We start from the raw sequence: 13747 nt of genomic DNA on the forward strand, positions 1-13747 counted from the left end.
AATATCCTAAATAACCACTAAGTCGCCTTGTAAGGCTCCCGCTTCACGCAATGCTTCTAAAATAGCCATCAAATCACCAGGGGCAGCACCGACTTCATTCACAGCCCTGACCAACTCATCTAAGGTAACGCCAGGATTAAAATTAAACATACGTGTATCGTCTAGATTCACGTCAATAATGGATTGTGTAGTCACTACAGTTTCGCCGTCTGCTAGGGCATTAGGTTGAGTCACCATTTGATTCTCAGCAATGGTCACTGTTAGTCCACCATGAGTAATGGCGGCAGGTAAAAGACGCACATCTTGGCCAATCACTATGGTGCCAGTACGACTATTAATGACCACTTTCGCAGAGGCTTTTGCTGGGGTAAATTCGAAATTTTCTAAGGTTGCGAGAAACCCTACTCTATCGCCTACACCTCTAGGGGCAGACACCCTCACAGAAGCAGCATCAATGGGTGTAGCAATGGTATAACCTTTATCAGGATCTGCACCTAATCGAGCATTAATAGTATCAGCCAATATTTTTGCGGTTGAAAAATCAGGATATTTTAAATTTAGGGTTAAAAAATCACCTTCCATAAAACCGCTAGGCACCGCCCGCTCAACTAAGGCACCATTGGCTATACGCCCAACAGTAGGTGTATTTACCACAATTTTAGAACCATCACCGCCTTGTGCACCAAAACCACTGACCACTAAGCTACCTTGCGCTATCGCATAAACCTTGCCGTCTAGGCCTTTCAAAAAGGTTTGGATCAGCGTACCGCCTTGCAAACTGGCAGCCTCTCCTATAGACGACACAGTTACGTCTATAGTTTGGCCTGGTTTAATAAAGGGAGGCAGTAAAGCATGTACAGCTACAGCGGCAACGTTTTTAATTTTAGGTTTAAGACTACTATCTAAACTGATGCCAAAATTAGATAACATAGTTCGAAAACTTTGTTCAGTAAACGGACTCTGCTCACCTGTTCCGGGCAAACCTACAACCAAACCATAACCCACTAGCTGGTTACTTCTGACGCCTTGAACAGAAGCGAGATCCTTTATTCTCTGCCCATAAGTCATAGGCGACAAGATTAAACAGCAAACCACCATCAGGGTAATAAAAGACTTCATGTAATTCTCCACGCTAAAACGGCCAATATTCGGATGAGAAAAAGCCGCTTAACCAGCCTTCCTGTTGTGCACTATCAAAACTACCCGAACCACTATATTGAATGCGGGCATTGGCTATTTTGGTTGACTCAATTTCATTGCTTGGGCTTACATCAGCTGGGCGAACCACACCTGTTAAGCGAATATATTCATCACCATTGTTTAAGGTCAGCCATTTTTCCCCCCTAACTAACAAGTTTTGATTAACCAAAACTTGTACCACTGTTACTGAAATACTCCCGGTTAAATTGTTACTTTGATTGGCTGAAGAATCACCTTCAAAATCATTACTAGTATCCAATCCCAGCTGTATCGATTCGTTGCCAATATTGAGCGCATTGCCGCCTAATCCTATTATTGGATTTACCGCGACTCCGGTTTCTTTAGAGGTACTAGTGCCTGCTGATTTAGTCGCTCGGGTGTTCTCTAAAAGGTTGACAGTAATAATGTCACCAACACGCCTTGCTTTTACATCTGAGAAAAGGTTATTGGCCATATCAGCTTGAAAAATAGAACCATCATCGGCCACTTTTTGCCGTGGGATCTCGGGCATAATAGGTGCATAAAACGGGTCATTAGGCAGTGGCTCTCGACTGTTAGTTGATTGACAACCACTTAACAACATTATGCTGAGGCTGAAGCATAGATAAAATAATTTTAATAACCTTGTTTGAATCATCATTGTTTGACTCTCATTAAAGCTGCTGAATAACCTGACCCAACATTGAGTCAACGGCTGAAATTACTTTTGAGTTCATCTCGTACAGTCGTTGGCTTTCAATCAAGTTAACTAATTCTTCTGTGACATTAACGTTAGAGGTTTCAAGTGCACCTTGAATAATAGTACCAATGCCTTCTAAGCCTGGAACACCTTGAAGTGGCGCGCCACTTACAGCCGTTTCAACATACAAATTCTGGCCTGTAGGTTGCAAACCTGAAGGGTTAATAAAATCAGACAAACTAAGCTGCCCTAACACTTGTGGATCTGCCTGCCCTCTAATAGAAGCTGACACCTCTCCGTCTTGGGAAATAGTTATTTGCTGAGCATCTTCAGGAACTGTAATAGTGGGTTGCAGTAAAAAACCTGCGCCAGGTGTTACAATCTGCCCTTGATCATTAAGGGTAAATTGGCCATTTCTAGTGTAAGCATTACTACCGTCTGGTTGTAATATTTCAAAAAAACCCTCGCCTTGTACCATCATATCCAAAGAGTTTTCAGTAGTGAGCATATTGCCTTGTGTATGAGCCTTTTGTGTTGCCACCACCTTACTACCCGCACCTAACATCAATCCTGAAGGCAATTCTGTGTCTGCCGAAGAACGACCACCTGGTTGATTAATGTTTTGGTACAGTAAGTCTTCGAAAATAGCGCGATCTTTTTTGAAACCTACAGTACTGGCGTTAGCCAAGTTATTAGATATGACCGCGACATCAGTTTGTGCGGCATCTAAACCTGTTTTACTTATCCATAATGCTGGATGCATAGATTGTCTCCTAAAAATTCATTTATTTACCAGCGTCGCTAATTGCGATGCTGATCAACCGAGCTAAAAATCGGGTTATATAATGCGCAACAACTGGTTACCACGGGTATCAAGATCTTCTGCTTGTTTCATCATTTTCACCTGCATTTCATAATGTCGTTGCAGGTTAATCATATTAACCATTTCTTCCACAGGGTTGACATTACTACCTTCGAGCATACCTGTGCGGATACTCACCTGTGGATCTTCTTGCGCAAGTTCACCACTTTTTAATCTAAATAAGCCATCAGTGCCCCGCTCCATATCACGTACATTTGGATTCACAAATTTCAATCGGCCTACTTCTTCCAACACAGTTTCCGGAGCACCTTGAGGTTGAACCGAGAGTGTACCGTCATTGGCTATATTCACATTGGATAGTGGAACCGGTAAATAAATCGGGCCAAAATCGCCAATAATAGTATTGCCATGGGTATCTTTGAGTGCACCGTCAGGCCCTAACTCAAAACTACCATTACGGCTATATGCTTCATTGCCTTGTGCATCAAGCACTGAAAACCAACCATCACCTTGTATCGCTAAATCCAGTTCACGGCCGGTCTGGATCATGGCACCACCTTCATAATTATTGGTGACATTTTCGGTCATAGAAAACACTCGAGTAGGCAAACCTTCGCCGAAAGCAGGCATAGCACGAGCTTGTTCTAACTGGGATTTAAAACCAGTGGTTTGTGCATTCGCCAAGTTATTGGCACGCACTCCAGCGCCAAGTAAATCTTGTTTGGCGCCACTAGCGGCAATGTAAAGTAGTTTATCCATGACAGAATCTTGACTTTGTTGGATCTTGGTTAAGATATCTGCAAGTACGATGCCATCTAAGGCTATTAAGGGATTTACATTTCAGATATAAAAAAGGCTGCTCGAAAGCAGCCTAATAAAGACTTATATATCAGTATGTTATTAACGAATATTAAGTATAGTTTGATTTAACTGGTTATTAATTTCCAAAGCTCTTGAGTTGGCTTGGAAGTTTCTTTGGGCAATAATCAGGTCAATCAGCTCGGTGGTGAGGTTAACGTTTGCCTGCTCTAAAGCCGATGAGTTGATATCACCAAAAGTACCAGTGGTCGCTTCACCTGCTAGAGCTTCACCAGAATCAATACTTTCTTGCCATTGGGTATTACTTTGTTGATTTAAGCCTTGATCGTTTGCAAAACGTACTAAGGCAACGCGGATAATGGGTTCTGATGTACCGTTTGAATAAGTCGCCCGCACCAAACCGTCGGTATCAATATCAATACCAGTTAAACGCCCTACTGCTAAACCGTCTTGCTCTAATGAAGTGACCTCAAAAGCTGAAGCATACTGAGTGGGTTCATCAATTGTCGAACCAGTGGCTTCTAAAGCAAAGTTTGTGGTAATAGTTTGAGTAGGATCCGAGCCATTGGTTAATATAGTGGCACCTAATGCAACTGAAGTGGCATCACCTAAAGGCAAAGAAGTGTCATCAGAGTCATACATTGCTTGAAAATCACCACCGGTACTAAATTCTAACCTCATGGCTCGTATAGGAGTACCCAAGCCAACAGCGCCTACTGTATTAGCTGCGGCACCTGTAGCACCATCTTCTAAAGGTTGGTCATCCACATAAGTCACAGCTAACCATTCGTTTGCATTACCACTGTCCTTTATGAAGTAATAGGTCTGAACATGACTGTCACCTAATGAATCATATATGGTGACTGATGTCGCAGAGTTATAAGTTGTAGTGTCATCTGGGTTAAAGAAATCAGGATCCTTTGCTTCATCACCAGCGGGTAAATTCATTTTGAGTTTAACTTCAGTGGTGGCTGTGGGCGAACCTGAAGAATCTGGAATGCTAACAGGTTCAGTGGTACTTAAGGCAACTGACGACGACGTACCATCGGAATTAACGGGGAAACCGAGTAAATTGTCACCATTAGAATTTACAACAAAGTTGCTCGAGTCTAACTTAAACATTCCTGCACGAGTATAAGAGAAATCCCGAGAGTCTAAGCCTGGTACTGTGGCAAAAAAGCCATTACCTGTAATGGCTAAGTCAAGAGAGTTATTAGTAAACTGCAAGCTACCTTGAGAAAATTGCTGCGCTACTTCTTGTGCAATAACACCGTCACCAACTTTAGTTTTGCCACCCGCCAGTAAAGACTGAGCGTACACATCACCAAACTCTGCTCGAGACTCTTTAAATCCCACGGTATTCACGTTAGCAATATTATTTGCTGTTGTATCTAAGTCTCTTTGTGCTGCTGACACACCACTTAATGCTATGTTAAAAGACATATTTTATTTCTCCTGTTAACCGCCGATTTGAATGACATCACTAAGTGTGACACTTACATTACCATCCAAATTAAGAATAATACCTTGATTACTTGCTGCCAAACTGACGCTATCGACATGCCTATTGATTGCTGTAGGCAATGAGATTGGCTCTCCTGCTACATTACCTTGTGCACGCACCACATAATTACCTACCGGCATAGTTTTGCCACTTGCATCGGTTCCATCCCAAGTAAATTCAACATTGCCGGCAGCCTGAGTACCCGCATTAATGGTTTTAATAATTTCACCCACTTCATTCTCAATGGTGATATTTAAATTTTGTACACTTTGCTCAGAAATAACCACACCGTCGACTCCCTGCCCTTCAGCAGAGATGTAGCCGATGTCACCTTGTAACAACACTTCTTGTCCAATCAAACTAGATGCCTGCAAAGCTTGGTTAGAAGTCATGGAGGTCGCAAAGCTACTAAATTTATCATTAAGCTGCTCGATACCATCAGCCATAGTAAAGCTGGTCATTTGAGCTACCATTTGATCGTTATCAACTGGTTTGGTTGGATCTTGGTTTGCTAACTGCTCAGTCAATAAAGAGAAAAAATCTTCTTGGCTCAGCGTCTGATTGCTGCCATCAGCCTCTGGAACCTTTTCAGGCTGCCAATAAAGTGAGCTGTTTAAGCCATTACTTACTGTATCCACAATTATTCCTCTCTATAAATCATGCTGTCAGTCAGCATTACTAGAAGCCTTAGCAAAGGCCTCGGCTATACGTCACGGCTAGCTGCCTTGACCCAGTCTTAATACGCTTCTAAAAATTCGTTTGGTAGTATCTGCTACCTGCACGTTTGTTTCGTAGGCTTTTGATGCTGACATCATATCTGCCATTTCCTCAACGACATTGACGTTGGGTTTATAGATATAGCCATTTTCGTCTGACATAGGATGACCTGGACTATATTCAATTTGCAGCGGAGCAGAGCTTTCCACTACACCTAATACGCTAACTCGAGAGCCCACACTTTGTTGTTGTGATGCCTGTTGTAATTCAGCAGCAAAAACTGGATGGCGAGCTTTATAAGTTTCGTCATAACTACTACTAACACTATTAGCATTAGCTACATTACTAGCAGTGGTATTCAAACGTACACTTTGTGCACTCATACCGGTACTGGCAATATCCATTACATTAAATAGACTCATTATTGCTGACCTCCAGTTATGGCTTTTTTCATGCTTTTAATTTTTCCATTTAAAAACTCCATTCCAGCTTGATAACGTAAGCCGTTATCTAGGAAGGTATTTCTTTCAATTTGCACATCGACAGTATTGCCATCACCTGTATCAGGCTGATTTGGGATGCGGAACTGTAATTCACCAGTGCCTTGCATTGCGCCCTTAATATGGTTGTCGTTGGTGCGAGTTAAATTATGATCTCTGGAATGCTGGGCGCTTTTCATCGCTTTTTGAAAGTCAATGTCCCTAGCTTTATAGCCAGGTGTATTAGCATTCGCTAAGTTTCCCGCAATAACTTCCATACGGTCAGTCCGAACCTGCAGGGCTTTATGATGAAAGCCCATTAATTTGTCTAGGTTGATAGCCATATATTTCTCCTCTATATATCGAGTTAAAGCAAAGGCTGTGCCATATGCATTACTAAACTAGATTAATATAGAGGTAGCGAACTAAAGTGAGGTTTTATAGAGGTTTTTTAAGGTAATAAAGGCCGGGGTTACATCTGACCATAGTAAATTTATCGCTCAAACCTGAGAGAGATTCAGAGGCACCGAGGAATAATATGCCGTCATCTTGCAGGCAAGCGGCAATCTTTTGCAGTATTTGCTTTTTCACTTCATTGGAGAAATAAATCAGCACATTACGGCAAAAAATAATTTCAAACTTACCAAGAGAAGAATAACTATCTAACAAGTTAATAGATTTAAAGTTGGTCAAAGCTTTAACTTGTGATTTTAATCTCAGTTTGCCGTGATCTGCAGGTTCAAAATAATCTTTTTTGAACTGCTCTGGTAAGCCACGAGAAATGGCCATTTGATCATATTCACCTAATCGGCATCGCTGCAACATCTCTTCGGAAATATCTGTCCCGAGGATCTCGATACCTGCACGAAAACTATTAGCCTGTTGTTTTTTAAAATTCAAAATAGTCATAGCTATTGAGTTAGCTTCTTGTCCAGACGAACATGCTGAACTCCAGATACGCAATGGTTTAGCTTTACTAGAAAACTGACTAAGTATGTTTTTTTCAAGCAGCTTAAAAGGGTAGTCATCACGAAACCACATGGTTTCATTAGTCGTCATGGCTTCAATGGCGGCAGCTTGGTGCTGCCTATTACCTTTAACTACCGAGTCAATGTAGGTATTAATAGAGGCAAAATGGCCCTGTTTGACTAAAGGTGTTAATCTACTGCGAACTAAATACTGCTTATTTTCCCCTAAAACAATGCCACAAGCTCGTTCCAAAAAATAACTAAATGAAACATAATGTTGCTGATCAAATTCTTTTTCCGTCACTCAATACTCTCTATCAACTTGCCTTTGTATAGACAACTTTTTCTCATTAACTTAATCAACAATTATTTACGCATTGACTAGTCGTTTCCAAACCACTTCTGCACTGAGGTAGCTAACTCATCTGGGTGAAACTTAGCAATAAAATCGTCAGCGCCCACTTTTTCGACCATTGCTTGATTAAACACACCACTTAATGATGTATGTAAAATCACGTGAAGGTTTTTTAACTCTGGGGTATTTCTAATCTCTGCAGTTAGCGTGTAACCATCCATTTCAGGCATTTCGATATCTGATATCAAAACCCCTACTTTATCGGTTATCTCTCCTGTTTCGGCGGCGATTTCTTTTAACCTTTGTAAGGCTTCAAGACCATTTTTTGCTAATTCAATTTTCAATCCAAGTGACGATAGCGCTTTCTTAATTTGATTTCGAGCCACTGAAGAGTCATCTGCAATAAATATAATTTTTTCTTGTTTATTTTCAACTTGCATAGTTTTCGCAAGGTCGTCACTCAAATCAGTATTAACGGGTGAAATGTCGTTTAGAATTTTTTCAACATCCAAAATTTCTATTAATTCTTCGTCAATGTGAGTTACCGCAGTCAAATAACTTGCCCTACCACTTCCCTTAGGGGGCGGCATAATGGACTGCCAGTTAGTGTTAATAATACGCTCTACTGAGCACACTAAAAAACCTTGTACTGAACTGTTATATTCGGCAATTATAACAAACGCAGTGCTCAAGTCGTCAATTCTTTTACCGCCAACTGCCAAGCTCATATCAATCACAGAAATAGTTTGTCCACGAATATGAGCAATCCCCCTAACTAACTTATTTAATCTAGGCATAGAGGTTAATGGCGGGCACTGCAACACTTCACGCACTTTAAATACGTTAATACCAAATCGTTGTCTTGAATTGAGTTTAAATAACAACAATTCTAATCTATTTTCACCAACTAGTTGGGTACGTTGATTGACCGAGTTAAGAATTCCAGACATGTATGACTCCAATACGAATTAAAAGCGGCGTAACTTTTGCTTATATCTTGTTTTAAGTACAACTAAGTACCATTAAACCTCAACTTCACTGCGTAGAACCGCAACAAATTGACACTTAATGTCACTCATAGCAGAGCAGAATAATAGAAATTGTAAAATTACTATTATAGCGACCGAATATTGACGCTTTATGCTCTGTTTAATATGTCCATAGCATAGACAACTTAACAACAAGAGAACATGATTAAATCACATTATTATCAAGCATTCGTCAGACTGTTCGCAATAACTACTTATATGTATATTGGTATAACGGCGGCAGATGAAAATAATTTAATTAAACAGCAATTGAGTAGCCAAGCCGAACAATTTGTTTTAGGTCAACTTGACCCTAACAATGACAAAACCATTGATGCAGTAGCCATGCCTATTGATGAACGCGTTCATGTACCTGTATGTAGCTCTGAATTGACCTTTTCATCGAGTCCAGAAGCACTTAGTCAATCGAATGTTATGGTAAAAGCCCAGTGTAGTGATAACGACTGGTATATGTTTATGGTGGTCAAAGCCACCGAAACGCAACCTGTTGTAATATTATCGAGTGCGGTCAGCCCGGGCACATTATTAACCACTGATAATGTTCATGTGGTTAAAATGGATAAAAAACGTTTAAGAAGTACCACATTTGCCGATATAGAAGACGTAGTTGGAGCCAGAATAAAACGTCGAGTCTCTGCAGGCAGACCAGTTAACCCGAATAACTTATGTTACGTATGTAAAGGCGACAACGTGACTATTTCTGCTGGCAATCTCAGTATGCGTGTAAAAACCAATGGTTTCGCGCTAGAAGACGGCAGAATGGGTGAAACCATTCAGGTTGAAAATAGACGTTCGAGTAAAAAGATATACGCACGAGTTGTGGGTACAGGGCAAGTGGAAATAGGTATTTAAGATATATTCAAACGACAGATTTAAGTCTCTATTCATTTAGTGCTGTTATTTGTTTTTTTTGTTAAAGTATTCGGGATCATGGCCGATAACTAAAATGAGGTTAAATAAAAGGGAGTGGGTATTAATCATGTCTATTAGCAATATAAACAACGGTAGCCCTAAGGCATCTGTTGATAATCAAAAGCTTAGTCAGCAACAGCAGGCTTTGAATAATGGCAATGCGCAACAAACAAACACGCAAAAAGCTGCCACTGTCGGTGTTCGTCAGGATTCAGTTTCGTTGACATCATCTGCACAGCAACTTAGTCAGGTTCAGAGGAAAGGTACAGAAGCACCAGTCAACCAGGAAAAGGTTGATCGATTGAAAAAAGCAATCCAAAGTGGTGAGTATAAAATTAATCCTGAATCACTTGCGCAAAAGATTTCAACATTAGAATCAGAAATATATGGCACAAAAGCATAAAGACAGCATAATGGATGCTGTCTTTTACTGTGATAAAGCTTATGTCTGAATTAAAAAAAGCAATTTTAAACCAACAAAAACTCTTATTAGATTTGCAACATATTCTTGAAACTGAACTTCATCTTATCAGTAGCAGAGATGCTGAATCACTGATCAACATGTTAAAAACCAAAGAAGCCCTACTTGATTCAGTTCAACAACAAGATACTGTTATTGCCAACCTGTATACAAAAGCAAGCCAAGAACAAAAAGATGATGAAGAGGTTGTTGCGCTATTTAATCAAGCAAAAGAAATAGTTTCCCAATGCCAGTTCCGCACTCAAATTAATCAAACCGCAGTAGAACAAGGCCAATTGCGCCTAGAACACCTACGTAACCTTTTATTAGAATCAAGAGCCAAAGAGTCGATGACCTATGATAAAACCGGTCGTACTCAAGGTGGTAGTTCTAGTGGTGGGATCAGCGCTTAGGCTTCGAGCTTCGAGCTTCGAGTTGAATAGTAAAAAGCCCAGTGAAAAACATCTACCCTCTTTAATACTTTTTTAAACATATTTTATCTTTAAGCTAAACCCTAGAAGCTCACCACTCGTAGCTGCTCTTAGTAATAATGAACTTTTTTAACACGCTTAGGACGTGCCGTGGATAAGTAAATATCATTAACCAATTTAAAGTCTAGTTCTAGTTCAGTCGCGTAAGTATCATTCCCTACTGGATAACTTTTTACCACTTTAGCTCCTCTTATCACTCCTTGTACTGAACTATCTAAATGCGTATCTTGCATAATTAAGCTTGAAAGAGACTGACCACCCTCGACCTTTTGTCCATATACTTGCTCAGTCAATTCGCGATATGCATCTAATTTTGAAGCTTTGAGTGCCATCAACATTTTACTGGACTCACTTGCGCCTTTTTGATCTGAAATAGGTGCATAACCAATAGCCAAAATAACAGGATAAGTTTCAGGAGCGACAGTTTCCCATTCAACATGTTTATTAAATAGGTTTGAACAGCCAGTCAAACATACACTTAACATTGCTGTTAAAGCTAAAAATCGACTGCTTAGTTTGTTAACCCTTAGTATATTTACCATTTTTCTAACACCCTACTGTTCACTGTTTTAATATCACTATTCTAGGTTTTGGTCTGCAATAACCATACCTAAAAACCATTATGCTCATATAGGTACGATTTGTGCTTAAAGATTTGTACTTATATAAGAATAGCTAAACATAACTAATCAAAGTTAAACATATTAGAAAATCTGACTGAAATTTGACTATGTATTATCACAAGAACCACTTTACGCATGTTAGAAAGGCAAATTATGCACCTAGGTAGAATAATACAAATAAGCGCCGTTTTAATGCTACTTGTTAGCAGCAGCCCTGCATTGGCCATTTGGTTCGAGGCCACAGGTCAAGCCGTTATCCACAATGGCGAAAAAGAAGCAGCACGGCAACAAGCCACTCAAGAAGCCATTAAACAAGCGCTACTGTTCTCAGGCGCGTCAGTTAAAAGTATCCAGTCTCTTGTTAATGGATTGCTTGAAGACGACCGCTTTGAAATTCGCGCTTCAGGCGAAGTTAATAACATTGAGTTGATTGATGAAATTTACCACGACGACTTTGTAACAGTTTCCATAAGAGCAGATATATTCCCACAAGAAGCATTATGTTCTGCCTCAGATTACAAAAAAAATATTGTCACCACATGGTATAACATCAATAAACGGCAACAAGCTGCCGTCGGCAACCTTTATGACTTTGGTAAGGTGCTAGCTGAAAAGATACAAGAAGAAGCCCAAAACCATGCTAGATATTCATTTATTAACCGAGTTGAGCCCTACTATTTAAACCCACTAGATAAAGACAAAAAATCAACTGCATTTACCTTAGCGCAAAAAACCAATGCTCAGTACGTGCTTTTTGGTGAAATTGTAGAGTTTGCAGTAGAAACCTCTACCACCTCAGCCATGCAATTTTGGAAAAGTGACCAAAGCAAACGAAACCTGACACTGTCCTTTTCAATGTATGATGGCAACTCTGGTGAAATGGTTTTTCAAGATACACAAAACATTTCAGCTTTATGGGACTTTGACCCATACAAATCCATAGACAGTAATAGTCGGCTATTGTGGGGATCTACATTTGGCTTGGCTACTGAAAAGATTATCCAAGAAGTAGTGCAATCAATAGACGACTCTGTAAGTTGTCTCCCTGCATTTGGACGAGTAATAAAGGTGACAGGTGAGAGCCTAAGCATTAACATTGGCAAACACAATGGCGTAAAACAAGGTGACAAATTAACCCTATTTCAAATGAATCAGTTTTTTGACACCCAAAATTTCCCACACCGACAATTTCAGTTACACCCTGAACAAGTGATAGTTAGACAAGTATATGCCGAAACAGCAGTGGTAGAGTCAATTACAGGCGCCCCTTTGGCTAATATTCAACCAAACGATTTTGTAGCACGCAGATAAATACTAAGAAGGGTTTAAATCCAAGTGCGACTGGGACATAATGCCCCGCGCTAAACTCAGTCCCTGTAGTTTAATGGATAAAACAAGGCCCTCCTAAGGCTTAGATCTTGGTTCGATTCCAGGTGGGGACGCCATAGCGCATTATCAGCATATACCTTCGTTAACCTAAAACCACTCAAGACCAATAAAAACAAGGCCTTCAGCCACTCCACCTGAATATCTCATGTCAAGAAAAGTCAGCCCAAAAGGCTATTTGTTAAAACTATTGATACTCTTGTGTAGCACAGGATTATCAGAAGCGGATAAGCTAGTTAAATGTTAAGTTGATTGATAGGGTTATTATGCATGTGCTGATTATTCGCATTAGCTTACCTCACAAAAAACATCACTTATTTGTGTGTCACTCACCCGCCTCACAAAAAAGAGCACTAATTTGTGCGCTAGTCGCCAATCTCACAAATACACCATTTAGCCTAACATTCGCTCTTCCTTTTTTAAGGTTTATTGCCTTAGTTAAAAACATTCTAGATAACCACTATCCCAATATTAATTTAGCTATGTATAATCAAATACATATTCACTTTATTAAAGAATGATATGCCAACCGACCCGTTAGATGACATGCCGAAAATCAGGCTAGAAAAAGATGACTTGGAATCTTTTCATCGCACTAGAGCACAAGCTACTAATAAAAGCTCAAAAAAAGGTAAAGAGCCTGATGAGCCACGCCCAGCATCTAACTCCCCTTCTTGGTTTGCTTTTTTGTTTTTACTTATCATTATTGTAGGTGCAACTGGTTATTGGTCGTTTCAACAATATAAAGTATTACAGCAAGCACAAAGTCGTATTACAGAACTAGAGAGTCGTTTGTCTGCAACGGGTGAAGATATGGATCAATCAGCGGCTGCATTACAAGTTAAAGTATCTGAACTCAGTTCAAAAACAGAACATTTGTGGTCCGAAATGGACAAACTTTGGGCTTCGGCTTGGCGACGTAACCAGTCTGAAATCGGCGATTTAGATAAAACGGTTAAGGCGCTAAAAGTCGCTAATGAAAAAAGTGCAAAAAATCTGAGTAACGAAACTGCGGAAAATATTACCAGTATTGGCTTGGTGAAAGAGCAATTGGAAAATCAGGCCAAGGTGCTAAATCAATTAAATAAACAATTTAACCAAGTCAGTAGCATAGATGCTGATTTTGAACAGCAACTTGCGAGTTTACGTGAAAAGCTTATTTCCACTGCATTAGCTAATAATGGCTTAACCGATCAAATTGATGAGCTACGCCGAAGAGTGACTGCTGCAGAGAAAAAAACCAATCAAGTAGAAAACATGCTTACTGGGCCAACTTCGTAGC

At 40.0% G+C, this 13747-nt stretch carries 16 protein-coding genes and 1 tRNA gene; 6 read left to right on the forward strand and 11 right to left on the reverse strand.

Annotated features, from left to right (window positions below; genetic code table 11):
- Positions 1-6 precede the first annotated feature (6 nt).
- From GARC_RS18790 to GARC_RS18835, 10 genes are all read right to left on the reverse strand, one after another.
- The gene (locus tag GARC_RS18790; protein ID WP_007623198.1) at positions 7-1119 is read right to left on the reverse strand and encodes a flagellar basal body P-ring protein FlgI; all 1113 of its coding nucleotides are present in this window, start codon (positions 1117-1119) and stop codon (positions 7-9) included.
- A gap of 13 nt (positions 1120-1132) precedes the next feature.
- The gene (flgH, locus tag GARC_RS18795) at positions 1133-1837 is read right to left on the reverse strand and encodes a flagellar basal body L-ring protein FlgH (RefSeq protein WP_039990080.1); all 705 of its coding nucleotides are present in this window, start codon (positions 1835-1837) and stop codon (positions 1133-1135) included.
- Positions 1838-1853: 16 nt separating this feature from the next.
- A complete protein-coding gene (gene flgG, locus GARC_RS18800) occupies positions 1854-2642 on the reverse strand; it encodes a flagellar basal-body rod protein FlgG (RefSeq protein ID WP_007623202.1) in 789 nt (262 codons plus the stop codon).
- A gap of 75 nt (positions 2643-2717) precedes the next feature.
- Positions 2718-3461 carry a flagellar basal body rod protein FlgF gene (locus tag GARC_RS18805; RefSeq protein ID WP_007623203.1) on the reverse strand — a complete coding sequence of 248 codons (744 nt, stop codon included), beginning with the start codon at positions 3459-3461 and terminating at the stop codon, positions 2718-2720.
- 141 nt (positions 3462-3602) lie between these two features.
- On the reverse strand, positions 3603-4964 hold the full coding sequence (gene flgE / locus GARC_RS18810) for a flagellar hook protein FlgE (protein WP_007623204.1): 1362 nt from the start codon (positions 4962-4964) through the stop codon (positions 3603-3605).
- A 15-nt stretch (positions 4965-4979) separates the two neighbouring features.
- On the reverse strand, positions 4980-5663 hold the full coding sequence (locus GARC_RS18815) for a flagellar hook assembly protein FlgD (RefSeq protein WP_007623205.1): 684 nt from the start codon (positions 5661-5663) through the stop codon (positions 4980-4982).
- Positions 5664-5741: 78 nt separating this feature from the next.
- Positions 5742-6164 (reverse strand): flagellar basal body rod protein FlgC, encoded by a 423-nt coding sequence (gene flgC / locus GARC_RS18820; protein ID WP_007623206.1) that lies wholly within the window; start codon positions 6162-6164, stop codon positions 5742-5744.
- Positions 6164-6565: a flagellar basal body rod protein FlgB gene (flgB, locus tag GARC_RS18825; protein ID WP_007623207.1), complete on the reverse strand. Its 402-nt coding sequence runs from the start codon at positions 6563-6565 to the stop codon at positions 6164-6166. The genes flgC and flgB overlap by 1 nt, the downstream gene beginning before the upstream one ends.
- Before the next feature lie 94 nt (positions 6566-6659).
- Positions 6660-7493, reverse strand: a complete 834-nt coding sequence (locus GARC_RS18830; protein WP_007623209.1) for a CheR family methyltransferase — start codon at positions 7491-7493, stop codon at positions 6660-6662.
- Between the two features lie 77 nt (positions 7494-7570).
- Positions 7571-8494 carry a chemotaxis protein CheV gene (locus tag GARC_RS18835; RefSeq protein WP_007623211.1) on the reverse strand — a complete coding sequence of 308 codons (924 nt, stop codon included), beginning with the start codon at positions 8492-8494 and terminating at the stop codon, positions 7571-7573.
- 240 nt (positions 8495-8734) lie between these two features.
- Here GARC_RS18835 and flgA point away from each other — a divergent pair, with 240 nt between their 5' ends.
- The 3 genes from flgA to flgN all read left to right on the forward strand — a co-directional run bounded on the left by flgA (position 8735) and on the right by flgN (position 10378).
- On the forward strand, positions 8735-9445 hold the full coding sequence (gene flgA / locus GARC_RS18840; RefSeq protein ID WP_081587583.1) for a flagellar basal body P-ring formation chaperone FlgA: 711 nt from the start codon (positions 8735-8737) through the stop codon (positions 9443-9445).
- A 127-nt stretch (positions 9446-9572) separates the two neighbouring features.
- Entirely contained in the window at positions 9573-9908 is a 336-nt protein-coding gene (gene flgM / locus GARC_RS18845; protein ID WP_007623215.1) for a flagellar biosynthesis anti-sigma factor FlgM, read from the forward strand.
- 41 nt (positions 9909-9949) lie between these two features.
- Positions 9950-10378, forward strand: coding sequence for a flagellar export chaperone FlgN (flgN, locus tag GARC_RS18850; protein WP_039990081.1), 429 nt, complete (start codon positions 9950-9952; stop codon positions 10376-10378).
- Positions 10379-10506: 128 nt separating this feature from the next.
- Here flgN and GARC_RS18855 read toward each other — a convergent pair whose 3' ends face one another.
- The gene (locus GARC_RS18855; protein ID WP_407636171.1) at positions 10507-10941 is read right to left on the reverse strand and encodes an LPP20 family lipoprotein; all 435 of its coding nucleotides are present in this window, start codon (positions 10939-10941) and stop codon (positions 10507-10509) included.
- A gap of 291 nt (positions 10942-11232) precedes the next feature.
- Between GARC_RS18855 and GARC_RS18860 the strand changes: the two genes are divergently transcribed.
- The 3 genes from GARC_RS18860 (at position 11233) to GARC_RS18875 (ending at position 13746) form a co-directional block, all read left to right on the forward strand.
- Positions 11233-12390, forward strand: coding sequence for a flagellar assembly protein FlgT (locus tag GARC_RS18860; RefSeq protein ID WP_226989223.1), 1158 nt, complete (start codon positions 11233-11235; stop codon positions 12388-12390).
- A 59-nt stretch (positions 12391-12449) separates the two neighbouring features.
- Positions 12450-12524 (forward strand) — tRNA-Arg (locus tag GARC_RS18865).
- A gap of 463 nt (positions 12525-12987) precedes the next feature.
- Entirely contained in the window at positions 12988-13746 is a 759-nt protein-coding gene (locus tag GARC_RS18875; protein ID WP_007623224.1) for a hypothetical protein, read from the forward strand.
- Position 13747: the final 1 nt, after the last annotated feature.

It is taken from the genome of Paraglaciecola arctica BSs20135, from assembly GCF_000314995.1.
Lineage (GTDB): Bacteria > Pseudomonadota > Gammaproteobacteria > Enterobacterales > Alteromonadaceae > Paraglaciecola > Paraglaciecola arctica.

What these genes read in the sequence shown, in the direction of transcription:
- GARC_RS18875 (WP_007623224.1), top strand. Translation starts at nt 12,988, where the DNA reads ATGCCAACCGACCCGTTAGATGACATGCCGAAAATCAGGCTAGAAAAA.
- flgG (WP_007623202.1), bottom strand. Translation starts at nt 2,642, where the DNA reads ATGCATCCAGCATTATGGATAAGTAAAACAGGTTTAGATGCCGCACAA.
- flgB (WP_007623207.1), bottom strand. Translation starts at nt 6,565, where the DNA reads ATGGCTATCAACCTAGACAAATTAATGGGCTTTCATCATAAAGCCCTG.
- GARC_RS18855 (WP_407636171.1), bottom strand. Translation starts at nt 10,941, where the DNA reads ATGTTAAGTGTATGTTTGACTGGCTGTTCAAACCTATTTAATAAACAT.
- GARC_RS18790 (WP_007623198.1), bottom strand. Translation starts at nt 1,119, where the DNA reads ATGAAGTCTTTTATTACCCTGATGGTGGTTTGCTGTTTAATCTTGTCG.
- flgA (WP_081587583.1), top strand. Translation starts at nt 8,735, where the DNA reads ATGATTAAATCACATTATTATCAAGCATTCGTCAGACTGTTCGCAATA.
- GARC_RS18860 (WP_226989223.1), top strand. Translation starts at nt 11,233, where the DNA reads ATGCACCTAGGTAGAATAATACAAATAAGCGCCGTTTTAATGCTACTT.
- flgN (WP_039990081.1), top strand. Translation starts at nt 9,950, where the DNA reads ATGTCTGAATTAAAAAAAGCAATTTTAAACCAACAAAAACTCTTATTA.
- flgC (WP_007623206.1), bottom strand. Translation starts at nt 6,164, where the DNA reads ATGAGTCTATTTAATGTAATGGATATTGCCAGTACCGGTATGAGTGCA.
- GARC_RS18805 (WP_007623203.1), bottom strand. Translation starts at nt 3,461, where the DNA reads ATGGATAAACTACTTTACATTGCCGCTAGTGGCGCCAAACAAGATTTA.
- GARC_RS18835 (WP_007623211.1), bottom strand. Translation starts at nt 8,494, where the DNA reads ATGTCTGGAATTCTTAACTCGGTCAATCAACGTACCCAACTAGTTGGT.
- flgE (WP_007623204.1), bottom strand. Translation starts at nt 4,964, where the DNA reads ATGTCTTTTAACATAGCATTAAGTGGTGTGTCAGCAGCACAAAGAGAC.
- flgM (WP_007623215.1), top strand. Translation starts at nt 9,573, where the DNA reads ATGTCTATTAGCAATATAAACAACGGTAGCCCTAAGGCATCTGTTGAT.
- flgH (WP_039990080.1), bottom strand. Translation starts at nt 1,837, where the DNA reads ATGATTCAAACAAGGTTATTAAAATTATTTTATCTATGCTTCAGCCTC.